Origin of the sequence: Proteus mirabilis HI4320 (genome assembly GCF_000069965.1) — a bacterium.
Lineage (GTDB): Bacteria > Pseudomonadota > Gammaproteobacteria > Enterobacterales > Enterobacteriaceae > Proteus > Proteus mirabilis.
The window spans coordinates 551,118-573,024 of the sequence record NC_010554.1; the positions used below are offsets into that span (position 1 = coordinate 551,118).

Annotated in this window: 29 protein-coding genes; 26 read left to right on the plus strand and 3 right to left on the minus strand. The window is 39.5% G+C overall.

Annotated elements, in window-relative coordinates:
- The first annotated feature begins 44 nt into the window (after positions 1-44).
- From PMI_RS02480 to PMI_RS02535, 12 genes are all read left to right on the plus strand, one after another.
- On the plus strand, positions 45-806 hold the full coding sequence (locus tag PMI_RS02480) for a hypothetical protein (RefSeq protein WP_012367630.1): 762 nt from the start codon (positions 45-47) through the stop codon (positions 804-806).
- Between the two features lie 13 nt (positions 807-819).
- Positions 820-1,773 (plus strand): major capsid protein, encoded by a 954-nt coding sequence (locus PMI_RS02485; protein ID WP_012367631.1) that lies wholly within the window; start codon positions 820-822, stop codon positions 1,771-1,773.
- Between the two features lie 53 nt (positions 1,774-1,826).
- Entirely contained in the window at positions 1,827-2,060 is a 234-nt protein-coding gene (locus PMI_RS19225) for an Ig-like domain-containing protein (RefSeq protein WP_228766817.1), read from the plus strand.
- Positions 2,061-2,099: 39 nt separating this feature from the next.
- Complete coding sequence (locus PMI_RS02495; protein ID WP_012367632.1) at positions 2,100-2,579, plus strand: DnaT-like ssDNA-binding protein; 480 nt, start codon at positions 2,100-2,102, stop codon at positions 2,577-2,579.
- A 2-nt stretch (positions 2,580-2,581) separates the two neighbouring features.
- Complete coding sequence (locus tag PMI_RS02500; RefSeq protein ID WP_004245967.1) at positions 2,582-2,932, plus strand: hypothetical protein; 351 nt, start codon at positions 2,582-2,584, stop codon at positions 2,930-2,932.
- A 1-nt stretch (position 2,933) separates the two neighbouring features.
- Positions 2,934-3,515 carry a hypothetical protein gene (locus PMI_RS02505; protein WP_004245966.1) on the plus strand — a complete coding sequence of 194 codons (582 nt, stop codon included), beginning with the start codon at positions 2,934-2,936 and terminating at the stop codon, positions 3,513-3,515.
- Positions 3,512-3,913 carry a phage tail terminator-like protein gene (locus tag PMI_RS02510; RefSeq protein ID WP_004245963.1) on the plus strand — a complete coding sequence of 134 codons (402 nt, stop codon included), beginning with the start codon at positions 3,512-3,514 and terminating at the stop codon, positions 3,911-3,913. The genes PMI_RS02505 and PMI_RS02510 overlap by 4 nt, the downstream gene beginning before the upstream one ends.
- Before the next feature lie 45 nt (positions 3,914-3,958).
- Positions 3,959-4,615, plus strand: coding sequence for a phage tail protein (locus PMI_RS02515; protein WP_004247505.1), 657 nt, complete (start codon positions 3,959-3,961; stop codon positions 4,613-4,615).
- A gap of 51 nt (positions 4,616-4,666) precedes the next feature.
- Positions 4,667-4,972: a phage tail assembly chaperone gene (locus PMI_RS02520; protein ID WP_004245960.1), complete on the plus strand. Its 306-nt coding sequence runs from the start codon at positions 4,667-4,669 to the stop codon at positions 4,970-4,972.
- Between the two features lie 26 nt (positions 4,973-4,998).
- Positions 4,999-5,274: a DUF1799 domain-containing protein gene (locus PMI_RS02525; protein ID WP_012367633.1), complete on the plus strand. Its 276-nt coding sequence runs from the start codon at positions 4,999-5,001 to the stop codon at positions 5,272-5,274.
- 225 nt (positions 5,275-5,499) lie between these two features.
- Positions 5,500-5,733, plus strand: a complete 234-nt coding sequence (locus tag PMI_RS02530; RefSeq protein WP_012367634.1) for a hypothetical protein — start codon at positions 5,500-5,502, stop codon at positions 5,731-5,733.
- Positions 5,734-5,739: 6 nt separating this feature from the next.
- On the plus strand, positions 5,740-6,549 hold the full coding sequence (locus PMI_RS02535) for a hypothetical protein (protein WP_012367635.1): 810 nt from the start codon (positions 5,740-5,742) through the stop codon (positions 6,547-6,549).
- A gap of 250 nt (positions 6,550-6,799) precedes the next feature.
- Here the strand turns inward: PMI_RS02535 and PMI_RS02540 are convergent, their stop codons facing one another.
- Positions 6,800-7,633 carry a phage antirepressor N-terminal domain-containing protein gene (locus tag PMI_RS02540; protein WP_012367636.1) on the minus strand — a complete coding sequence of 278 codons (834 nt, stop codon included), beginning with the start codon at positions 7,631-7,633 and terminating at the stop codon, positions 6,800-6,802.
- A gap of 69 nt (positions 7,634-7,702) precedes the next feature.
- Positions 7,703-7,864, minus strand: a complete 162-nt coding sequence (locus PMI_RS19230; RefSeq protein ID WP_004245955.1) for a toxin-antitoxin system HicB family antitoxin — start codon at positions 7,862-7,864, stop codon at positions 7,703-7,705.
- A 113-nt stretch (positions 7,865-7,977) separates the two neighbouring features.
- On the opposite strand from PMI_RS19230, the gene PMI_RS02545 reads away from it, so the two are divergent.
- From PMI_RS02545 to PMI_RS02580, 8 genes are all read left to right on the plus strand, one after another.
- Positions 7,978-8,235: an Arc family DNA-binding protein gene (locus PMI_RS02545; protein ID WP_012367637.1), complete on the plus strand. Its 258-nt coding sequence runs from the start codon at positions 7,978-7,980 to the stop codon at positions 8,233-8,235.
- A 100-nt stretch (positions 8,236-8,335) separates the two neighbouring features.
- Positions 8,336-9,181 carry a ParA family protein gene (locus PMI_RS02550; protein WP_004245953.1) on the plus strand — a complete coding sequence of 282 codons (846 nt, stop codon included), beginning with the start codon at positions 8,336-8,338 and terminating at the stop codon, positions 9,179-9,181.
- Positions 9,168-9,587 carry a hypothetical protein gene (locus PMI_RS02555; protein WP_012367638.1) on the plus strand — a complete coding sequence of 140 codons (420 nt, stop codon included), beginning with the start codon at positions 9,168-9,170 and terminating at the stop codon, positions 9,585-9,587. Before PMI_RS02550 ends, PMI_RS02555 begins: the two co-directional genes overlap by 14 nt.
- Positions 9,580-10,248 carry a hypothetical protein gene (locus PMI_RS02560; protein WP_012367639.1) on the plus strand — a complete coding sequence of 223 codons (669 nt, stop codon included), beginning with the start codon at positions 9,580-9,582 and terminating at the stop codon, positions 10,246-10,248. Before PMI_RS02555 ends, PMI_RS02560 begins: the two co-directional genes overlap by 8 nt.
- Before the next feature lie 97 nt (positions 10,249-10,345).
- Positions 10,346-10,999 (plus strand): hypothetical protein, encoded by a 654-nt coding sequence (locus PMI_RS02565; protein ID WP_012367640.1) that lies wholly within the window; start codon positions 10,346-10,348, stop codon positions 10,997-10,999.
- A 59-nt stretch (positions 11,000-11,058) separates the two neighbouring features.
- Positions 11,059-13,998 (plus strand): phage tail tape measure protein, encoded by a 2,940-nt coding sequence (locus PMI_RS02570; protein WP_012367641.1) that lies wholly within the window; start codon positions 11,059-11,061, stop codon positions 13,996-13,998.
- A gap of 22 nt (positions 13,999-14,020) precedes the next feature.
- Positions 14,021-14,233 (plus strand): hypothetical protein, encoded by a 213-nt coding sequence (locus PMI_RS02575; RefSeq protein ID WP_004247512.1) that lies wholly within the window; start codon positions 14,021-14,023, stop codon positions 14,231-14,233.
- Between the two features lie 39 nt (positions 14,234-14,272).
- On the plus strand, positions 14,273-14,563 hold the full coding sequence (locus tag PMI_RS02580; protein WP_004247513.1) for a hypothetical protein: 291 nt from the start codon (positions 14,273-14,275) through the stop codon (positions 14,561-14,563).
- A 19-nt stretch (positions 14,564-14,582) separates the two neighbouring features.
- Here the strand turns inward: PMI_RS02580 and PMI_RS02585 are convergent, their stop codons facing one another.
- On the minus strand, positions 14,583-14,783 hold the full coding sequence (locus tag PMI_RS02585) for a hypothetical protein (protein ID WP_004245944.1): 201 nt from the start codon (positions 14,781-14,783) through the stop codon (positions 14,583-14,585).
- Between the two features lie 143 nt (positions 14,784-14,926).
- Here PMI_RS02585 and PMI_RS02590 point away from each other — a divergent pair, with 143 nt between their 5' ends.
- From PMI_RS02590 to PMI_RS02615, 6 genes are read left to right on the plus strand one after another with little or no spacing between them, the layout of a single operon-like run.
- A complete protein-coding gene (locus PMI_RS02590) occupies positions 14,927-15,268 on the plus strand; it encodes a phage tail protein (protein ID WP_012367642.1) in 342 nt (113 codons plus the stop codon).
- Complete coding sequence (locus tag PMI_RS02595) at positions 15,265-16,008, plus strand: phage minor tail protein L (protein ID WP_012367643.1); 744 nt, start codon at positions 15,265-15,267, stop codon at positions 16,006-16,008. Before PMI_RS02590 ends, PMI_RS02595 begins: the two co-directional genes overlap by 4 nt.
- Positions 16,005-16,715, plus strand: coding sequence for a C40 family peptidase (locus PMI_RS02600; protein ID WP_012367644.1), 711 nt, complete (start codon positions 16,005-16,007; stop codon positions 16,713-16,715). The genes PMI_RS02595 and PMI_RS02600 overlap by 4 nt, the downstream gene beginning before the upstream one ends.
- Complete coding sequence (locus PMI_RS02605; protein ID WP_004245938.1) at positions 16,712-17,299, plus strand: tail assembly protein; 588 nt, start codon at positions 16,712-16,714, stop codon at positions 17,297-17,299. The genes PMI_RS02600 and PMI_RS02605 overlap by 4 nt, the downstream gene beginning before the upstream one ends.
- A gap of 51 nt (positions 17,300-17,350) precedes the next feature.
- A complete protein-coding gene (locus tag PMI_RS02610) occupies positions 17,351-21,544 on the plus strand; it encodes a TipJ family phage tail tip protein (RefSeq protein ID WP_012367645.1) in 4,194 nt (1,397 codons plus the stop codon).
- Positions 21,544-21,906 carry a hypothetical protein gene (locus PMI_RS02615; RefSeq protein WP_004247521.1) on the plus strand — a complete coding sequence of 121 codons (363 nt, stop codon included), beginning with the start codon at positions 21,544-21,546 and terminating at the stop codon, positions 21,904-21,906. The genes PMI_RS02610 and PMI_RS02615 overlap by 1 nt, the downstream gene beginning before the upstream one ends.
- Position 21,907: the final 1 nt, after the last annotated feature.

Below are 21,907 nucleotides of genomic sequence, written 5' to 3' on the forward strand. Positions count from 1 at the left end.
GTTATTACAACGCGCTAGGCGCATCTAATCCCAAGGGGAATCACATGTTATTTATGAATATCGAACGCAAATATTATTCACAGGCTGATGATGGTTCGCAAGGTGGAGGTGGTGGAACACCGGAAATCACTCCAGAAATTCAAGCTATTATCGACCAGCAGGTTTCAGGGCTAAAGGCTAAAAACAGTGAGTTGCTAGGCAAGCTCAAAGAGCAAGGCGATAACCTGAAACGTTTTGAAGGCATTGACCCAGACACTGTGAAGGGCATGCTTAAACGCTTTGAGAATGACGAAGAAGCCAAGCTCATTGCTGATGGCAAGATTGACGAGGTTCTCAATAAGCGCACTGAGCGTTTGCGTGGTGATTTCGACAAGAAGTTAAAAGAAGCAAGCTCTAAAGCTGAAAAGGCAGAGGCGTTTGCAAATAAATTCCGTGCTCGTGTGTTAGGCGATGAAATTCGTTTTGCAGCAGGGAAAGCGGGTGCATTAACCAGCGCTCAAGAAGATTTAATTTTACGTGCCAAAGGCATTTTTCAGATCAACGATGAAGGTCAGGCCGTAGCCGTTGATGAAGATGGCAATCCAATCATGGGCAAAGATGGTCGCACGCCATTATCACCTATTGAATGGATTGAATCCCTAAAAGAAAGTGCTCCTCACTTATTCCCCGCAGCCTCTGGTACAGATGCAGGGAAACATAAACAAGGTGGTGCACATTTTAAACGTTCTCAAATGTCCGCCAGTGACAAGGCTGATTATATTCGCCGATACGGGCGTGACGCATATTTAAAACTTCCAAAAGAGTAAGGAAATATAAGTAATGGCTACGATGACTAATAATGATTTAGTAATTTATAACGATTTAGCACAAACTGCGTTTTTAGAACGCCGTCAAGATAATTTAGCAGTATTTAATCAGGCATCAAACGGCGCAATTGTGCTGGATAACCTTTTTATTGAGGGGGACTTCCGTAAGCGTGCATTTTATCAGATCGGCGGTTCGATTGAGCATCGTGATGTAAACTCCACAGCATCTGTAGAGAACAAAAAAATCGGCGCGGGCGAATCTGTTGATGTAAAAGCACCTTGGAAATATGGTCCTTATGCAACGACAGAAGAAGCATTTAAACGCCGTGGCCGTGATGTATCGGAGTTCTCTGAGTTAGTGGGTACCGATGCGGCAGATGCTTCACTAGAGGGTTATATCAAATACTCTTTAGCTGCTTTAGGTGCCGCTATTGGCAATAACAAAGAAATGGTGGTGACTGCGGATATTGCGACAGATGGCAAGAAAACACTGACCAAAGGTTTACGCAGATATGGTGATAAGTTCAACCGCGTAAATCTGTTTGTTATGCACTCAACCACCTACTTCGATATTGTTGATCAGGCCATTGACAACAAAGTGTATGAAGAAGCGGGTGTGGTTATCTACGGTGGACAGCCAGGCACATTAGGTAAGCCTGTGCTGGTAACGGATACAGCGCCAGTAGATGCCATCTTTGGTTTAGTGCCGGGTGCTGTGACTATCACTGAATCCCAAGAGCCGACTTTCCGATCTTATGAAATCAATGACAAGGAGAACTTGGAAGTTGGTTATCGTGGTGAAGGCGTGGTTAACGTTGGCGTTCTGGGCTATAGCTGGGATGAATCAAAAGGAAAAAACCCTGATTTAACACAGTTAGGCACCGCAGGTAACTGGAAGAAGCATTTCACTAGCAACAAATTAACCGCTGGCGTCATGATTAAACTGACTGCCGAAGAGGGAAAGTAACCCTGTCAGCGGATAAAACGTCCGCTATCGCTGACAGTACAGATACAGTAACGATCACTCTTAATTACACCAAGGGCAGCTCTCCAGTCGAAGGAGCTACCGTTAATTGGTCTACAACAGGTGGCAAATTAAGCGTTACTTCATCTAAGACGGGCAAAGCTGGTGGTGCGACAGTGAAATTAACTTCTGATTCACAGGGTGAATTTATTGTCACAGCCACTGTTGATGGTGTTGCACAAAATACTGATGCAATTACATTCACAGAAAAAACTTCTCCAGACGAGTAATTTAAGGGGCTTTGTGCCCCTCTTTTTTTTGAGGTGAGCATGATTGATCCTGATAAGAACTCTCCAATATTTAATAGCTACGCAAGTGTGGATGATTTGAAGAAATACGCTGAGGATAGAAATATCACTTTGGCAGATAGTGGACTAGAGGCATTACTAATTACGGCGATGGATTATCTTGAATCGCAAAAATGGTTAGGTAAACGAACTAACCTAAATCAACCTTTATCTTTCCCTCGCTCAGGGCTATCTCGCGACGGTGTTGCCATCCCAAGCGATCAGATACCAAAGCAATTAATCCAAGCTCAATGCCGTTTAGCGATTGAATCAGTAGAAAATGACCTACAGCCCACGTTAGGCGCTGAAATCACCTCAGAGCGAATTGAGGGCGCTATTACTGTGCAATATGCCGAAGGCACTAATACTGGCGCACCAAACTTTCCTTGGTTAAAAGGTTTATTGTCTGGCTTGATTGATGTCTCGGATGGATTTGCCATTAATACATTTGCAATGAGGTAGCCATGAACATTTATCAACGTGGGCAGAGTACAGCATTAAGGATGTTGAAAAAATATGGCGTTTCCTATCAGGCTAAGCGTGATGGTAAGCATTGGGTTGATGATGAGGGGCAGGAACACTTTGAGCCAGAAACGTTATTTTCTGTTGTCGGGGTAAAAACGCAATATAAACCTTACGAAATCGATGGCACGCTTATTCTCTCTACGGATATTAAAATGATACTTCCTCCAGATATTGATATTCAGAAAGGGGATAAGGTGCTTGTCGATGGCGTTTGGTTGCGCGTTCATGAACCGAACCCTGTTAAACCCGCTGATATTATTATCTGCTATCAGTCTCAACTGAGGGCGTGACATGTCAGATCAGTTCATGAAGTCGATTAATATCTTTATCGACAAATCTAACGCAAATATTGAAACGGTTGTCAAAAATACAGGGTTTAAAATATTAGCGAAGCTTGTTGATATGTCACCTGTTGGAAATCCTGAATTATGGGAAGTTAATAGGGTTGCCTCAAACTACAATAAAGCAGTTTTTGAACATAATGAATATCTAAAACAAGATCCTAATAATTTAACACCAAAGCGACGTCAATTAAAAAAGCGTGTTCGTGTTAATGACTCTATGGATATTTATGTTCCTCCTGGTTATACAGGGGGGCGGTTTAGAGGTAATTGGCAGGTGTCATTTGATGCCCCAGCGGAAGGCGAGACGGGGCGCATAGATAAGTCAGGCAATATGACAAAGGCGTTAGGCAACGTTGTTATTGAACAATTTAAGGTAGGAATGAAAGCTATCTATTTCACAAACAATGTGCCTTATGCTTACCGCCTTGAAATGGGGCATTCGAAACAAGCACCTAACGGTATGGTTGCTGTGACTGCTGAGGAATTTAGTCAGTTTTTCAACTCTGCCGTATCGGAAACTAAATCATGAATCAGTCGACAATTAATACTGAAATACGAAAGCTGGTGGCGAGCATTGGCAAGGATTTAAATCTTAAAATCGCATGGCCCAATCTTCCTTTTAATGATATTAACGATCCCTATCTTCAACTCCATGTCATGCCAGCAGAAACGGATAACATCGGGTTATCTCTGGATATGCCTGTTTATCGTGGTGTTATCCAAATTAACGTAGTTGGGAAAGTAGGGGGTGGGGACGCTAAGATATCAACTATTGCTGATGACGTTAAAAACAGATTAGAAAATGGATTAACATTAGGGGAGGGTATCTACATTAACGGAGAGCCTAGCCAGTTCCCTCCAATTTCAGATGAAACAAATTATACCATTCCTATTCGTGCATCCTATCGATGTAATGCAATCCGATAACACCGCTTAATTGCGGTTTTTTTATACCTAAAATAGAGGTTAACAATGGCCTATAACATTCCTAATGGGTCGCGTGTTTACGTCGCAAGTAAATACGATGACGAAATTAAAATTACCGAGGCAACTAATGCCGAAGAAGCCGTACTAACAGTTGATGATGTGGGTGACATTGCTAAAGGCGATATTGTTCATGTTACATCTGGCTGGAAAAAAGCTTCGGGTGCTTTCCGTGTTGCAAGTGTCGCTGAATCTAAAATCACCTTAGAAGGTGTCGATACAAGTGATAAAAATGTGTTTCCTGCTGGTGGCGGTACAGGAACATTAAAGAAAGTATTGTCATGGGAAGTCATGCCACAGGTAATGACACTTTCTACAGAAGGTGGGGAACAGCAAACTCAAGAGGTTCAATTTCTTGAAGATGAGCAGGCAGAAACTATCGATACCTATAAAAATGGTGTTGTACAGGTTTATACCTTTGCTCACGATGCTAAGCTGCCTATCCGTAAATTGCTAACAAAATTGGACGACAGTAAGCAAGTTACTGCAATCCGATTCTTCAATAAACGCGCAGAAGAAGATCGCTATTACACAGCTTCAATTTCATTCCAGCGTGTGCCAAACACTGCTATCAACGAAGTTGAAAACGTAACAGCGCGATTCTCACTTAAATCTGAAATGCAGATTTATACCAACGCATCTTAATCAATAAATACTCACAACAGCCCCGAGTCAGGGGCTTTTTAAGGACTAATAATGCCTAAATTTACACTCGTCCCAAATCCAACCTTCAAAGCTAACGTTAAAATTCCTGTTGCCGGCAAAGAAAAGCCAGAAGTAGTTACATTCACATTTAAACATCACTCAGTAAGTGAGCTTGATGGAATGCGAGAAAAACCGATTTCTGAGTTCTTTGAGCAGATTATTGCTGACTGGGCGATCGAAGAGCCATATAACAAAGAAAATTTAAACATATTGTTAGATAACTACCCTTCAGCCTCTCGTGCTATTTCATCAACATATTACAACGAGCTGCTAGGTAACCGCGAAAAAAACTCCTAACGGTCGCCGAGGCGATGTATGGCGGAATGAGTTCAAAAGAATCGGCTGAGTTCGAGCGAGCTTTTGGCTTTCCGCCTGACATTGATGATGTTGAGGTGTGGCCTGATGTTTGGGATTCGTATCAAGTATTTTCAGCCATGAATACACAGTGGCGCGTAGGTATGAATGGTATTACTGGCTTGGATTACAACCCATTAAACCAAATAATGGACTTACTCAACATCAAAGATAGAGCGACCGTTTTTAGCGATATCCGCATTATGGAAGCTAAGGCGTTAGAGGTAATGCATAAAAGGTCATAATAATGAGCTGATCAGTGGTAAACGCCGGTTGGTGAGTAGGAAGAGAGGATAAAGGGAGGCTGCGAGCAAGAATGCAGCACATAGTAATTAGTTTGGCTTAAAGCTTGACCTAGTAAATAAAATGTGGATCAAGTTATGGACAAGTGATACCTTTCTGATATCATAAAAATATAGCTATACACATTGTATAGTCATTTCACTTACAAAATAATAACGGAGGGGATTATGAAAAAGTTAATTCGAGAATTTCTTCGTGTAATTCTCTCAGTTGAAAAAATAACCAATCCAATTATTGGTGGTAACGATCAGAAATCTAAAGACGAAAAAGAGGCTTTAGACAATAAAGATAATTTCTTTGTTGGTCGTGATGGTTCGATATCACTAAATCCTAACAGTATAGTTGTCCAGAAGGCTTTTAAAGACAACATAGAAAAATTACAGTCAACAAAAGGGCGGTAATTCTTAGTGTGGGCTGCTGTAATTGTTCTCGTCTTGGTTTGTGGCTATAACTATGTAGATAATCATTTGCCGTCAAGATATAAACTGAATAATTCTGTTGGTTGGAACGCGTACTTTTTTGTAGCGCTCAAAGGCGGTGAGTTTTTAATACAAGGGCTGATGGCATCTGTTGTGGTTGCCATTGGCCTTTATATTATTATGTATATATTGAATGCGCCATCTTATCTTTTTGGTTGGTATGAGCCTTTCACATTTGTAGACTCTATTTTCAATATCAGAGTTTCTGGTATGAGTTTTTGGACTATCTTGTGGTTATCTTTTACTGTTTTGATATCTATCGGAAAGACTGCTGATGTTAAAAAAAGAAATCAATCCCTACAAAAGAGAATGGAAGACTTTAGGGAAGTAGCAAAAGTTTACGCCATTGAAAGTTTGCTACTGGAGTCATTTGAAAGAATGGATGATGGCTTACTGGTTTTTGTGACTCTCAAGTCTAGAAAGGTTTATGTTGGAATGGTTGATGGCATCAGGTTTGAAGGAATGGATATCAATACGCTAGTGTTAATACCGTTCATGTCAGGATATAGAGAGAAAGATACATTAACATTCCATGTTGAGCACAACTACACAGATCACTACGCGCAACAAGGAATAAACTTCAGCTCAGAGCCGTTATCAGTATTCCAGTTTAGACATGTCTTACCTTATGAGCAAATAGAGTCATTTTCGTTATTTAACGTCAACACATACAATGTATTTCAAGAAGTAGCAAAAGAAAAAGAGATAAAAAAGAAATCAGAAACAGATTCAAACTAACCCACTCCGGTGGGTTTTTTGTTGCCTGAATATCTCAAATTATTGATATTGTTTGATTGTTCTAAATTGAAATGACCGACCTACAAAATAATTGTAGGTAACTACAAAAGTTTTGTAGTTCAAATATTGAGCGACTCCTAAAGGGTTTTACAAAAAAGTTGTAAAACTTATCTTGTGTAATTTATTGATATAGTTTGATTATAACGAATCGTTAGAATTGATAGCCCGTCCTTGGGCGTTACTACTATTGTTATGCAATTAACGGAGTGTTTAAAATATCTCCGCTTTTCTCACCTTGCATAACTTGGGTGCGTAGACGGAAGTTTTGCAGTAACTCAATAAGCGCATTAGAGTCACGTTGTAATTTTTGAATGTATTCAACACTGACAACGTTATGACCATCAACGCTAACTACTTGTTGCTTTTCATTTTTATAAGAAAACAACCATCTTCCCTCTTTGGGTATGGTTACAGTGATTGAGTTTTGATTTGGCTCAAAAAGTATATTTTCTTCCTGTTTAGGAATGTATTCACCCTCAAGAACGAACTTGTGAATATACTCAACCGCATCGGGTATCTGATCTGCTGTTAGCTCTTCAATGCTACTAACATTAAATTTCTGGTGAACAAGAGAATAGGCTTCTGGGTACATAATGCCTTTCTTACTAACCAGTAGATTAACAGCATTCTTTAATGGGTTGCGTTCTTGAACAGTTGATTTGTGTTTTTTCTTAACTTCACCAGTAGTCCAATATTCATAAAGTACGTCGTCACACTCTTCTTGATACTTGATTACTTTATCGCGGATCTCTGGTTTGACTTTGTTAGGGCTGATAGTGTGAAGCCAGCCTGCAAGTTTACGGAGAGCTAGGCAAAGCATTGATTGCTCACCGCCTTTTGAAGGTATCACGATTTCCGTGATCCCTTTACTAAACCTTTGTTTTAGCTTTTCAAATTGAGATTGCCAAGTTAACCCCATGCCTTCAACTATTGGCTTCATTGGTACATATGGTTCGCCGTTGAAATTTACTACATACAGGTTGTTACCGTGGAAAGGTACGTTAATTGTTGATACACTAGTCATGTCGGTTACTCCGTAGTTTCTGACAAATTAGAAGCCCTAGCTACCGCAAATAGTTGGGGCTTCGCTGTTTTAGTTGACACGTTTTTCTCTTTCTTTCACATACCAAGCTATCGCTTGATTAACTATTGAGTTTTGCGAAATACCATCTTTCGCTGAGAGTTCTACCACTTTACTTTTTAACACCTCTGTTAATCTGAGTTGAAATTTTCCTGTTTTTTTATTGGTATTCATATCTTCATCCTTTTATGTGTCTATGTGACATCACAAAGATATCAATGTGAATCTATATAGTCAACGAATAATTGACTATATTGTGATATCACAATGACTTTACTGGTGGTTGTATGTCACAAAAAAATACGAGAATAAGAGATATAACGCCTTATAGCCTTAGAATGCCTGATACTCTGAAGGAAAAGTTAATGCAAAGGGCAAGTAAGAATGGGCGATCTCTTAATGCTGAAATGGTTATGATTCTTCAGTCTGCCGTGGATGAGGATAACACCCCTAAAAACTTAAACGAGTTGTCACAGCTTGATCCTGAAAAGTTCAAAGAACTGTTCATGGAAACTATCAAGAAGATGAATGAGGGTAAAAAGTGACTAATATCACATTTTATTTTGTTGTTACTGTATAAAAAACAGGAATGTAAAATTTTTTAGTGCCTGTAATATATTTTGATATTTTCTTTGGAGCTTGCACATGAATGCGCCTGTAATTAGCTTTATTAATATGAAGGGTGGGGTGGGAAAGACCACTCTATGTATTAGTATTGGTGAGTATTTAGCAAACTATAAGGATAAAAAAGTATTAATAATAGATATTGATCCTCAGTTTAATGCAACACAATCTTTTATGGGTAAGCATGATAAAATAAGTGAGTACTTATCTTTAGTAAAACAAAGAAAGACAATCAAGAGAATATTTGAAGTAAATGCTTCTATATATGATGAAGATGCAGTATTAAAAAAAGAAGATGTTATTTACAGTGTATATCCAAATCTAGATATAATCCCTGGTGATATAAACATAATGTTTGAGCATAACACGGTAGATACAATTAGATTGATTAGGATAAGAAATTTCATTGAAGACAATAAGTTAAGAGAAATCTACGACTATATTTTTATTGATTGTCCGCCTACCATTTCGATGTATACCGAAGCGTCCATAATGGCATCTACACATTATATAATGCCAATGAGAATAGATCAGTATTCAGTATTAGGGAGTAACAATTTGCTATCAATTGTTTCTAAGCTGGCTAGAGATCAAAGACTTACAATAAAGCCGTTGGGTGTTATTTATACCGATACTGCACCAAAAAGATTGACCAAGAAGACCAGAGCAATTAAGACGGCTATAGAAACCGAAAAAGGAATCAGGGATCTATATTTCTTCAAGAATCATTTTTCAAAGGTTAGGGATTTACAGGTTGGTCAGCAATTAAATTTTGCGTCAGCGTATTCTCAGTCTAAAGAAATCATTGATAGAATATGTACGGAACTCGAGGCTAAGCTTAAAGAGGTTGATGATGAATCAGAATAAATTAATAACTAAAAAGAAATTAATGGAACTAAAAGATTCTGAATCGCTTGAGTTTATGATCGGGTTTCTATCTTTAGTAATATTTTCCAAAGAAATTTTTAAGTCGAATTTTGAATTGAGTGAATTTATTAAAGATGCATTTAAGATAGAATATAAAAGATACGTTGTATCCTCAAGAACCCTTATGTTCTCTAGGCTTGCGAAAGATATAGTTAGAAAATATTCTGATGGAAATCATTTCACAGCTAAAAATACTGTTGTCAATATCATTTATGAAAAGCTAGATCAGCTGCCAATCAACGATATCGCTTTAGAAGCGAAAAAGAAAGAAAATAAAAAGAGAAAAGGTAAAAATACTACAACAGAAAGTATCTCAAAGTGGATAAAGGGGTTTAGGGGTGAGTAACTTCCTTACTATTGACCCTTACAACGTGTTGGGAACAGTGTCCAAGTTCAAAGAAGACCTAAAAGTAATTCCTGACCAATATGTTGTTGACTCGTTAATATCAGCGGTAAAAAAGTCTATTTTTTTGAAGATAATTCACGAAAAATCTTTGAGAGGTAATAGACACTTATTAAGCGTCATCTATGATTTTTTAGGTTGTATTTCAGCAATAAAAAAAAATGAAGATAGATACTTTTATTTTAATATAAGGTCATGCATTGAAAATTCAATTAGATTCTTGTTGAACAAAGATAATGATGATGAGATCGGTGTTACAAGGATGTTCAGTGAGTTTAAAGAAAGATATAAAGGTGTAGACGGTGTTAGCGCACTTACTAGGGTATATTCTGATGCATGTAATTACGTTCATAACAATGTCAAGGCTGATATTGATGTATCAAAAAGCTATAAATACATTGATTCATCCAAGATTTTTGAAAAGAAAAAAAGCAGAAATCTATGTAATGACCTCGTTTCAGTGCAGTCGTCACTAGATAATTTTTTGCTAATTAATAATAAAGAAGACATAAAGTATTCATTTTTATATCTAAATGAAAATATAGAATATTTAATAAATAAAAAGTTTTTAGAAAGATTGTTCTCATCAGAATTGGTATCATAATTCTATAAACATGCTTCGGCAGGTTTTTTGTTTGCTTCAATTTGCGACTACACTCAGCTAACATTAAGAAAACTAAATAAAGAACTGAGAGGACGGGATGAAGAAGTTATTGAATATTAGTGGGGTGATTGCTTTGCTGGTTAGCTGCTTGTTTTTTAGCACAACAACGTTAGCAGTAGAGAAAAAAATATCAGCCCCATTTGGATTAAAATGGGGGATGACATACAGTGATGTGCTCAGCAAAACTGGAAATATAAAGTTAATTGGTAATGAAAAAAATAGAGTGAAAGAGTATCTCATCAAAAATGATTCCTCATTAATTGATGGTCTGGATATGTACAGTGTAAGTATTGACGATAAGTATGGATTAATTAATGTAGATGCATTGATTTATGTGTATGACGATGATGATAGTAAAGTTATTGAGAAATATAACATATTAAAACAAGCATTATCTTCAAAGTACAGTGAACAATATTCTGAAGAATACTTATGGAAGAATAGAACAAGAGGAATGCTTACTCTACCAGAATGCCTAAATAATGAGGGTTGTGGTAAATATGTATCTTTGTTTCAAGGTAATGACTCCAGTAGTGTTATGATTATGTTGAATGCCACTGGCGATAATAGGTCAGTTATTATATCTTTGTTTTACAAATCTGAATTTATTGAAAAAATAAAACAAGAAGAAAAAAAACAGAATGAAATAATTATTAAGGAAAAATCAGACGCTTTGGCAAACTCTCTATAATACCATATTCTAAAATACAACCACCTTCGGGTGGTTTTTTTATATCTGGAGGAAATTAAATGGCAGATATAGCAACAATATCATTAAAGGCTGATACGTCAGATCTGGAGCGTGGCACACAAAAGTTAAAGGAGTTCGGCGATACAGCAGAGAAGGTAAGCGGTTCTTCGCGAAATTTAAATGACCAGTTTAATAGAGGGGTTGATCATCAAAAGAGAGCAGCCGACGCGATAAAGAGGCAAAAGAAAGAACTTGATGATTTATTAAATTCAATAAATCCAACCAATAAAGCATTTGATGCGCTTGATAAAGCCACTCAAAAATTAATAGAGGCAAATAAAAAAGGGATATTACCAAAGGATCAGTTTGCAGACTATAACGCCATACTTGAGCAGACTAGAGATAAATTAACACGAGTTAATATGTCTCTTACGGCTGAAGGGCGGGCGCTATTAGCTCAAGAGGCGGCAACAAATAGAGCCAAGCAAGCTGCTGATGATTTTTTAAATTCACTGAAAAATCAAACTGAAATTATAGGCAAAACGAGGACAGAGATTTTAGAGCTAAAAGCTGCTCAACTTGGTGTGTCGCAACAAGCTGCGCCGATGATCAATAAGCTAAAAGAGCAAGAAAAAGCCTTTATGAATGGCTCAATTACCATTGGTCAATATAAACAAGCAATGCGTCAACTTCCCATGCAAATGTCAGATATTGTTACGTCATTAGCATCAGGAATGCCAGTCTGGATGGTGATGATACAACAAGGGGGGCAAATAAAGGACTCATTTGGTGGTGTCGGTAACTCACTAAAAGCGTTAGCATCACTTATTACCCCTGCAAGAGTTGCTATGTTTGGTTTTGCTGGTGCTGCGGCAGCTGTGGCGTTAGCCGCGTATAAAGGGTCGCAAGAATTTGGCGAGTATAATAAGCAGCTAATTCTTACTGGTGGTTATGCGGGAAGAACAGCGGCACAGCTAGATGCTTTGGCTAGAAGCTTGTCGGGGAATGGGATCGCTCAGTATGGAATGGCTGATACTATCTCAAAAGTAGTTGGATCTGGTTCTTTCTCGGGTCGAGATGTTGATATGGTATCTAAAACTGCTGCTGCTATGGAAAAGACCGTTGGTCAATCGGTTGATGAGACAATAAAGCAATTTCAGAGATTGCAAGAAGATCCAGTTAAAGCGGTCACTGAATTAGATAAGTCATTACATTTTTTAACTGCTACCCAATTAGAACAAATAACCACACTTCAGACGCAAGGAAAAGAGCAAGAAGCGGCTAAAATGGCTATGGAATCATATGCCAATGCTATGGATGAGCGAACCAAACAGATAAAGGAAAATCTAGGCCACCTTGAGAGAGCGTGGGAAGGGGTTAAAAACATGGCTAGTAGCGCATGGGATGCAATGCTAGACATCGGCAGAGAGAATACTCTAGAGCAGCAAATCAAAGAGTATGAAGAAGCTCTGATTGAGTTTCAAATAAACCCTGCCTCCAAGGGGCTGTATTATAACAAGACTGGATTAATGCCAGATGAAGTTAAAAGTAAACTCGCTCTACTAAAAGAAGAAAAATTTCAACGTGACATTAAAAACGCAAGAGAAAAAGCCGCAAGAGATGAGGAAGAGCGTAAAAAAGCGCAGTTTAGAGCCGATCAAGAATTAAAGCGACAATACGAAACCGCAGAGGAAAAGCACCAAAGACTACTCAAGGAGATAATAAATAATGCGGATGCATCTCAAGCTGCAAAAGATGAAGCCATCCGCCGAGAGAAAGAGCGTTACGAGAAAGAAAAAGCCAAAGGTAAAGGTAAAACCCCAACCTACCGACCAGATTATGGTACTAGAGTAGATGAATCAGCAAATCAAGCCCTATTATCCCTACAAGCACAATTAAAGGTGCTAAAAGAGCATAAAACAGTCAGTGATGTGATTAGCTCTGAGCGTAAAAAACTTTGGGATATGGAAGCGAAAATATCAATCCTTGAGGAGGCTCAGAAAACAAGACAGTTAACCAAGGACGAAAAGGCGTTGCTTGCTAAAAAGGACTACATTCTTGCTTCTCAAGAAGCATTGGCCATAGCTGGTGATGAGGTTAAGCTTCAGGAGTTACATAATCGTGAGTTAGATAAGCAACTTAAACGCGTTGAAGAAATTAATGCCAGAAGTCGCGCCTTAGAGTTGGGAGCTGGTAAGTCTGGCCGCATGTATCAACGAGACATCGCACTAGAGAAAGCTAAATCACCAGACGAGAGAAAAGCCTTAGAGGAGTATTATGCTAAGGAAGACTCTATTCGTGCTAACTGGGAGTTAGGCGTCAAGAAAGGCTTTGCTGAATTCCAAGATCAGGCAACAAACGTTTACGGTAACGTAGCTCAAATTAGTCAATCAGCATTCCAAGGCATGAGTAACAGTCTCTCTGATTTTGTATTGACGGGCAAAGCTAATTTTGCTGACTTCACTCGCTCATTCTTAGAAATGACCACCAAGATGTTAATGCAGATGGCTATGCTAAATGCTATGAAAGCGGCATTTGGTGGTAATGCGGTAGGTAATTTCTTTGGGTTTGCAAGTGGTGGTTATACAGGCGGTGGTGGTAAATATGACCCCGCTGGCGTAGTGCATAAAGGCGAGTTCGTCTTTACCAAGGAAGCAACGCAACGATTAGGTGTAGATAATCTCTATCGACTAATGGATGCAGGAAAGAGAGGTTATGCTTCAGGTGGTCATGTCGGTGGTTCTGCGCCAATGTCGGTTACACAGCCAACAGCATTTATCGCTCGCAATCCTCAAATTGCTGGTGGTGGGGTGAATGTGACAATTGATATGAGCGGCGTCAAGATTGAAACCGAACAGCAACAAAGTGCAATGCCAAATATAGATGTGAGAGCTGCTGAGCAATCGTTAAAGAATAAAGTTAAAAGCCTTTTTATTAGTGAAGGGCGAGAAGGTGGTGATTTGTACAAGATCATTAAAGCAGTATCAGGAAATAGATAATCATTTAATAAGAGAGGTATTTATGAAATTAAAATTAGGAAATATTTGTATTCGTCCAGAAGATAAAGAAATTAGCATTCCAGTAGATGTATACATGGGAAATGAAGCTGATTTTGAACCACCAAAAGCATATCTGGTTTATCAAACTAGCTTTGATGCTAATAAGCCTCTTTCGGAATATTTTAAAGAATCCGAAGAATATGCAAGAAAAACAATTAAAGAATTAAACCAATAACAGCCACCAAATTCTGTGGCTTTTTAATGAGAGGTAGTTATGAAAATCAAAGTAGAGTTCCCATTGTTATCAAACAAATTTTCAGGAGTGGAAATTACAGGGGATGTGAAAAGATATGGCATTGGGGCTATAAAAATAAGTGAAAAACCTATATTAACGTCAGAAATTACAGTAACGGAGATAGTGGGAAATAATACCCCAGATGAAGAACCAAAGTTACAATTTAAGTACACAGAGGATTATAACCCAAATGAAACATTTGCTTCATTTATGGGGAGAGCGGAAAAATATGCAAGAACCATGATAGATCGCATAAAGGCGGCACAGTAACCGCCTTTATAATATGGTACTAATTATGTAAATGTGACTGAATGATACCAAACGCCTCGATAGTTACAGGACTATCATGCGATACTTTATTTAATTCACTAATAAGTTTTTCTTTTTCAATATCAGACATATTCCTAATCATTACTTGAATTATATACTCTAAAGCAAGAGTACGTGTTTGAAGGGTCTCTATGTCTTTAGCCATTTCACTAACTAACATATTCAATTCTCCATCGAAGTAAGTCAGCCATTCCTTCGGTAAGTTTCTCTGGGCTGAATATATAAAATAACCTAATGGATATTTATTAATATCCTGATATTTGATCAGGCGGCTTTGTGTCGCCTTTTTTATTGGAGTAACCAATGGAAGAGTTTAAATGGCGAACACAAATACAAGATTCGCCAAGCGGTGAGTTCAAGCATCGTATTAAAGAAGTTGAATTTGGAGATGGTTACAAACAAGTTGCTGGTGATGGTATTAATCCAGAATCTCAAACGTGGCCATTCTCTTATATGGGATTGAAAGATGAGGTGATGCCTATTTTTAAATTCATTCGGCAACACACAGTAAAATCATTTATTTGGACACCTCCATTTGGTGAAAAAGGTCTTTATCGAGTTAAAGCTGATTCAATATCGATGATCCCCATATCTGGCGGAGTAATGAAATTGTCAGCTACGTTTGAACAGGCATTTAGCGCATGAATATCACAGCAGATGTACAAAAATTAGAGCCGGGTAATAAGGTTCAATTAATTGAGGTGGATGGCAGTGGTTTTGATGGGCCAATTCTTCGCTTCCATGCTTACAATCTTCCTCACACACCAGAAGAGATAGAGAAATCTAATGGTGATATCAAGCCAAAACCAATTTGGTGGCAAGAAAATGAATATGGGGCATGGCCCTATGAAGTTGAAGGAATGGCAAAGAATAGCGACGGAAGCCCAGCGAGACCATCTCTAAAGGTTGCCAATATAGATGGCTTAATCTCATCTTTGTGTCTCCAGCTTGACGATATGGTGCAAGCAAAGGTTACTATTTATGAGACATTCTCTCATTATCTTGATGCCAAAAATTTTCCTGATGGTAATCCAACCGCTAACCCTGATGAGTGTTTTAAACAGGTTTATTACATCGATCGTAAAACTAATGAGGTGGCTGGCGAATCCGTAGAGTTCGAGCTGTCTAGCCCGTTTGATTTGCAGGGAGTAATGATACCCGTTCGACAAATTCATAACCTTTGTTATTGGTGCATGAAAGGCGATTATCGCAGTGGTAATGGGTGCTCATATTCAGGGAATAAATATTTTGATGAGAGAGGAAACCCTGTTGATGATCCAGCGCTAGATAGTTGTGGTGGGCTTATTAGTGATTGCAAAAAACGCTTTGGTGAGAATGAGCCATTAGATTTTGGAGGGTTTCCCGCTGCGGGGTTAACGAGATGATCACAAAAAAATTAAGAGAATCGATATTTGAACATGTAAAAGCCGAATATCCCAAAGAAGCTTGCGGAATTATCTGTCAGAAAAGTCGAGTTAAAAAATACTTTCCTTGTAGCAATCTTTCAGATAACCCAACAGAGCATTTTGAGCTTTCTCCAGAAGATTACGCTCTTGCTGAGGACTGGGGTGAGCCAATAGCAATTGTGCACAGCCATTGTGGTGATGGTGTAACGACTCAACCTAGCGAAATAGATAAATTACAGTGTGATGCAACTGGATTGCCTTGGGTGATCGCATCATGTCCAGAGGGTGATATTCGAATTATTTACCCTCGAGGTGAGCGTGAATTAGAAGGACGTCCTTTTGTGCTGGGTTATGCTGATTGCTGGTCGTTAATTATGGACTATTATCACCAAAAACACGGTATTGAGTTACATAACTACAGCGTTGATCGGCATTGGTGGGAAGAAGGCGAAAACCTGTATACGGATAACTACGAGAAAGCGGGTTTTGTTGATATCGCTGGTGAACCAAAAGAAGGTGACATGATTATCATGCAAGTGCAAGCCGATGTACCTAATCACGCTGGTGTGATTATGAATGGCATGTTACTTCATCATCTTTATGGTCAACTCAGCAGGTTGGTCCCCTACAGCGATTATTGGCGAGATAGGACTGTAAAAATTGTTCGGAGGAAAGAGTTTGTATGAGCCTAAAAACAATACGTCTATATGGTGTTCTTGGCGCAAAATTTGGGCGTGAACACAAATTAGATATAGATTCACCTCGCGAAGCAATTAAGGCACTCTCTGTGCTTTATGATGGGTTTGAGCTGTTTCTTGCTAATGCACATCTGAAAGGGCTGGAGTTTGCTGTATTTAAAGGTAAGCGCAACATTGCTGAAGATGAATTACATCTTGATACCAAAGAAGAGATCCGCATAGCACCAATCATTAAAGGAAGTAAACGAGGAGGATTCTTTCAAACTATGTTGGGCATTGCCATGATCGGTGTCGCGACATTTGCTCCTTGGGGTACTGCCTTATTTGCAAGTGACTTGATTGGGGCCATAGGTCTTGGTGTGGCGCTTGGTGGTGTTTACCAGATGCTTTCACCCCAACCGCGAGGTCTATCAATGAGGCAAGATTCAGATAACAAACCATCTTATGCCTTTGGCGGAGCTGTAAACTCTACTGCGCAAGGAAATCCAGTTCCTTTACTTTATGGACTGGACAGGCGAGAGGTAGGTGGGGCAATCATTTCCGCAGGTATTTATACAGAAGATCAGCAATAACATAAACGAATTTCAGAATAGCCACTATGTGGCTTTTTTTATGGGTGAAATATGGAATTAATTCATGGTGCAAAAGGTGGTGGCGGTGGCGGACATACGCCCACGGAATCACCAGATAGCTTACTTTCTGAATCAACAGCTAAGATTTTATTGGCTATCTCAGAAGGTGAAATTGCTGGTGGCTTAGACGATACTCGTATTTTTCTTGATGATACACCGATTGGCAATGCGGACGGTACTAAGAATTTTGAGGGTGTCACTTGGGAATTTAGACCGGGTAGTGAACACCAAGAATACATTCAGGGTATCCCATCAGTAGATAGCGAAACATCGGTAGGGTTGGAATTAAAAGACGATCAGCCCTATGTGCGGAGCATTAATAACACTCAGCTATCTGCTGTGCGCATTAGACTATCTGTTCCTCAATTGTTTCAACAACACGATAACGGGGATACTACAGGCTATAGAATTGAATATGCTATTGACTTATCTACAGATGGTGCTGGATATAATGAAGTATTAAAGTCTGCTTTTGATGGTAAAACGACCAGCGAATACCAGCGAACACACCGCATTGACTTACCCAAGGCAAATACAGGTTGGCAGATCCGTGTCCGACGATTAACTAAGAATCAGAATACAGCCAGAATTGTTGATAAGGTTACTATCTCTGCTGTTACTGATGTTATCGATGCTAAATTGCGTTATCCAAATACGGCCCTATTGTTTATTACTTTCAATGCGCGTCAATTTAATAATCGCATCCCTAAAATTAGCGTTCGCCCAAAAGGTGGCTTGCTTATCAAAGTGCCCACGAATTATGACCCGATTAATCGGGCCTATTCAGGCGTATGGGATGGCACCTTTAAACTTGCAGCAACCAATAACCCGGCATGGGTATTTTATGATTTAGTACTCAATAATCGCTACGGCTGTGGTGACCGGATCCAGTCTTCTCAGGTTGAAAAGTGGGACCTGTATAAGATTGCGCAATATTGTGATGAATTGGTACCCGATGGGCATGGTGGTGATGGTAAGGAGCCTCGATTCCTGTGTGATGTTTATATTCAATCGCAAGAATCGGCATACCAAGTACTGAGAGATATAGCGGCTATTTTTCGTGGTATGACATTTTGGGCTGATAACAAGGTTAATGTTGTCGCTGATATGCCAGATAGTATTTTTAGAACGTTTACTAATGCCAATATTGTTGGAGGTAAGCCTACCTATTCAGGAGGTAGTCAGCAAAATCGATATACACAAGCATTAGTTTCCTACACAGACACCAATAACCACAGTAATGATGCGATTGAGGCTGTGGCCGATATTAAACTACAGCGTCGTTACGGAGTACGCAAAACTGAAATATCAGCGATAGGTTGCACTCGACAGACGGAGGCTAACCGTAGAGGTCGCTGGGCGTTACTCACCAATGCTAACGACAGAGTTATTAGTTTTGCGACAGGATTAGAGGGGGCAATACCTTCTCCTGGTCATATCATTGCTGTTGCCGATTCTACATTGGCTGGAAGAGATAATGGTGGACGTATATCGCGTGTAGAAGGCAGAAAAATAACACTTGATCGCAGAGCCAATATTAAAGCAGGTGATAGGTTGATTGTTAATCTGCCAAACGGGCGCTCAGAGGGAAGAACCGTATCACTGGTTGCTGATAATATCATTACAATTTCAACGGAGTACTCACAGGAACCAGAGAAAAACGCAGTTTGGACAGTTGATGCTGATGATTTAACATTACAACTTTATCGGGTCGTTAATATTACTGATAATGGCGATAATACATACACTATTACTGGCGCAATCCATAACCCAAGCAATTACGATCACATTGACTCTGGCGCAAGAATAGGTGAGCGTCCAATCACCATTGTTCCACCGAGTGTGCAAGCACCACCTAAAAACATTCGTATATCATCCTATTCTCAGGTTAATCAAGGTATTTCATTTATTACTCTGCGTGTTGATTGGGATGCAGTTGATAATGCCATTACCTATGAGGCTCAATGGCGGAGAGATAATAATAACTGGGTATCAATGCCAAGAACATCAACATGTGGGTTTGAAGTTGATGGCATTTATGCTGGTCGTTATCAGGTGAGAGTTCGTGCGATAAATGCGTCTGAAATATCCAGTGTATGGACTAATGCGCCAGAAACAACACTGACAGGAAAAGTAGGGAGCCCGCCTAAACCTGTAAACTTTAGAGCTTCACCGCTCGTATTTGGCATTAAGTTAGGCTGGGAATTTGGTGAAAACACCAGTGATACGTTAAAAACGGAAATTCAGTACAGCAAAACCAATAATGGTGAAGGTCTGATGCTGTTATCTGATGTTCCTTATCCCTCAAAAACCTATGAAATGGCAGGGTTATCAGCAGGTTTAACGTTTTATTTTAGAGCAAGACTGGTAGATAAAATAGGTAATCATTCCGAATGGACTGAGTTTATTCTGGGAGAATCTGAGTTTGATGCTAGTATTATTCTTGATGAATTAGCGGGGCAAATCAGCCGAGACCAACTCGCACAAGACTTATTGGGTGAAATTAACAGTAAAGCTAACCAAATCGATATTACTGAATTACATGAGTTGATGAGGATAAATCATGACAAGATTTTATCTGAGTTGATGAGGCATGGAGCAACGATTGAAGAAAGTGAAAAAAAATGGGAGGAGGCAGGAAAATTACTGGCTGAGCGGATGAACCAAGTTTCAACGGCAACAGAAGCACAGGCTGCCGCAATTAAACAAGAGCAACAAGCACGTATTGAGGGTGATAAAACCGAAGCGCAACAACGGCAATCCTTAGCTACTCAACTTCGTGGTGATTATACTGGCAATGATTTATCGAAAGTGACCGCAGGACTCATTTCCGCCGAGAAACAAGCGCGGGTCTCGGGTGACCAAGCAGAAGCGAAAGCCCGACAATCACTGGAAACACGGATGAATGGGAATGTTTCAGCGATTAATAAATCATTAGAAACCCTCACCTCGAAACAGCAAGCACAAACGCAAGAGATTTCAACGCTCAATTCAAATCTTAAGGGGAAAGCTGATAGCAGTGTGGTGAATGCGTTAAATACGCGAGTAACTAATCTCGATGGCAAAGTGATGTCCGCAACCTCTCAGGTACAAACGTTATCCAGCAAATTAGATACAGTGAAAGCCGATTTAACGGAGTCTGTGGTGGTGGATTTAGATTTATCTAAACTCAATGAAAACACCTATTATCCGATTATTTTGCCATTAGTAACTTCTCGACGTTATGCCTTTAAGGTTTTTAGAACATTAGGGCAATATAGAGACAATAAACCGAGCTATGCGACTCACAGCACCAAAGGCTTTGCCATGATTGTGGAATGGCAAGTGAGTGGTTCCGGATGGGGAACCCAGTCTGAAAACCGCATCATTGATAATTTTGATTGGCGATGGACAAATCAATCCCCTGTGATGGGGCCAGCTCAATTAACGAATGGTTCTGTGGAATATATCTATTTGCGAGGAGGTGCTAAATATCAGCTCACTAAGCATAAAAGTGTTAACCATCAAATTATCACCCGCACTTATACCAATAACAAACAATCGGTGGCACCAAAAGGATTTGTGGCGAATGAAGTACCTAAGTCCAGCGAACAGAAAGCCAATGCAACGGCGAATGCGGTAAACCAACTTGAAACTAAGGTGACTGAGGTCTCAGGTAAAGTGACCTCTACCGCCCAGCAAGTCACTCGCCTTGAAAGCCAAGTGGGTACAAGTTCAGCCAAAATTGAACAAACGTCGAAAGTGGTCACCGACATAAATGGCAAAATTTCCGCATCATGGACAATGAAAGTTCAGCAAGATAGCAAAGGGAATAAAGTCATTACGGGCATTGGCTTAGGGTTTAATGCACAAGGAAATAGCCAATTTCTGGTCAATGCCCAAAACTTTGCGGTGATATCGTCATTAAACGGCAAAGTGGTGACACCGTTTATCGTGAAGAATGGACAGGTAGTTGTTAATGAAGCTTTTATTGGTGATGCAACTATTACCAGTGCAAAAATAGCTAATGTATTGCAATCAACCAATTTCAGCCATGCAAACAAGGTGGGCTATCAACTTAATATGCGCACTGGTGAAGAAATTAAATATGGGAATAACGCTCAGGGGTACTGGATTGAAACAAACATATTAAAACGTTTGTTTGATAAAAAAGGCACAATGCGTATCAGAATGGGGATATGGTAATGGGCATGGGTTTAGAAATATATGATGAGAAAGGGCGACTCATTATTGGAGAAGACACTATTATACCGCGCCACTTGGGGCAATTTGACCTTCCTTTGTCCCAATATGGATCTCTTACTATTCCTGAGATTTCCTTAGGAGGTGAGGTTGTTTGCCATTTCTGGCTACGGTATCGCTCTCGATGGAGTGGTGAGTTTCATGTAGATAAGCCTAATGAGAGAACAGAATACTCCATATCTGGAAATACGTTAAACTACCGCGTTGATTACAATATCTATCGCTGGGAGAACAATGGCTCTGGTGGCGGGCAGACACAAGCGAATGACTCATTCTCAAGTCATGTTGTCGTATGGGTGGTGTGAA

Bases quoted from the DNA above. Each gene is read 5' to 3' on its own strand.
- PMI_RS02480 (WP_012367630.1), top strand. From the start codon at position 45: ATGTTATTTATGAATATCGAACGCAAATATTATTCACAGGCTGATGAT.
- PMI_RS02485 (WP_012367631.1), top strand. From the start codon at position 820: ATGGCTACGATGACTAATAATGATTTAGTAATTTATAACGATTTAGCA.
- PMI_RS02495 (WP_012367632.1), top strand. From the start codon at position 2,100: ATGATTGATCCTGATAAGAACTCTCCAATATTTAATAGCTACGCAAGT.
- PMI_RS02500 (WP_004245967.1), top strand. From the start codon at position 2,582: ATGAACATTTATCAACGTGGGCAGAGTACAGCATTAAGGATGTTGAAA.
- PMI_RS02505 (WP_004245966.1), top strand. From the start codon at position 2,934: ATGTCAGATCAGTTCATGAAGTCGATTAATATCTTTATCGACAAATCT.
- PMI_RS02510 (WP_004245963.1), top strand. From the start codon at position 3,512: ATGAATCAGTCGACAATTAATACTGAAATACGAAAGCTGGTGGCGAGC.
- PMI_RS02515 (WP_004247505.1), top strand. From the start codon at position 3,959: ATGGCCTATAACATTCCTAATGGGTCGCGTGTTTACGTCGCAAGTAAA.
- PMI_RS02520 (WP_004245960.1), top strand. From the start codon at position 4,667: ATGCCTAAATTTACACTCGTCCCAAATCCAACCTTCAAAGCTAACGTT.
- PMI_RS02525 (WP_012367633.1), top strand. From the start codon at position 4,999: ATGAGTTCAAAAGAATCGGCTGAGTTCGAGCGAGCTTTTGGCTTTCCG.
- PMI_RS02530 (WP_012367634.1), top strand. From the start codon at position 5,500: ATGAAAAAGTTAATTCGAGAATTTCTTCGTGTAATTCTCTCAGTTGAA.
- PMI_RS02540 (WP_012367636.1), bottom strand. From the start codon at position 7,633: ATGACTAGTGTATCAACAATTAACGTACCTTTCCACGGTAACAACCTG.
- PMI_RS19230 (WP_004245955.1), bottom strand. From the start codon at position 7,864: ATGAATACCAATAAAAAAACAGGAAAATTTCAACTCAGATTAACAGAG.
- PMI_RS02545 (WP_012367637.1), top strand. From the start codon at position 7,978: ATGTCACAAAAAAATACGAGAATAAGAGATATAACGCCTTATAGCCTT.
- PMI_RS02550 (WP_004245953.1), top strand. From the start codon at position 8,336: ATGAATGCGCCTGTAATTAGCTTTATTAATATGAAGGGTGGGGTGGGA.
- PMI_RS02555 (WP_012367638.1), top strand. From the start codon at position 9,168: ATGAATCAGAATAAATTAATAACTAAAAAGAAATTAATGGAACTAAAA.
- PMI_RS02565 (WP_012367640.1), top strand. From the start codon at position 10,346: ATGAAGAAGTTATTGAATATTAGTGGGGTGATTGCTTTGCTGGTTAGC.
- PMI_RS02570 (WP_012367641.1), top strand. From the start codon at position 11,059: ATGGCAGATATAGCAACAATATCATTAAAGGCTGATACGTCAGATCTG.
- PMI_RS02575 (WP_004247512.1), top strand. From the start codon at position 14,021: ATGAAATTAAAATTAGGAAATATTTGTATTCGTCCAGAAGATAAAGAA.
- PMI_RS02580 (WP_004247513.1), top strand. From the start codon at position 14,273: ATGAAAATCAAAGTAGAGTTCCCATTGTTATCAAACAAATTTTCAGGA.
- PMI_RS02585 (WP_004245944.1), bottom strand. From the start codon at position 14,783: ATGTTAGTTAGTGAAATGGCTAAAGACATAGAGACCCTTCAAACACGT.
- PMI_RS02590 (WP_012367642.1), top strand. From the start codon at position 14,927: ATGGAAGAGTTTAAATGGCGAACACAAATACAAGATTCGCCAAGCGGT.
- PMI_RS02595 (WP_012367643.1), top strand. From the start codon at position 15,265: ATGAATATCACAGCAGATGTACAAAAATTAGAGCCGGGTAATAAGGTT.
- PMI_RS02600 (WP_012367644.1), top strand. From the start codon at position 16,005: ATGATCACAAAAAAATTAAGAGAATCGATATTTGAACATGTAAAAGCC.
- PMI_RS02605 (WP_004245938.1), top strand. From the start codon at position 16,712: ATGAGCCTAAAAACAATACGTCTATATGGTGTTCTTGGCGCAAAATTT.
- PMI_RS02610 (WP_012367645.1), top strand. From the start codon at position 17,351: ATGGAATTAATTCATGGTGCAAAAGGTGGTGGCGGTGGCGGACATACG.
- PMI_RS02615 (WP_004247521.1), top strand. From the start codon at position 21,544: ATGGGCATGGGTTTAGAAATATATGATGAGAAAGGGCGACTCATTATT.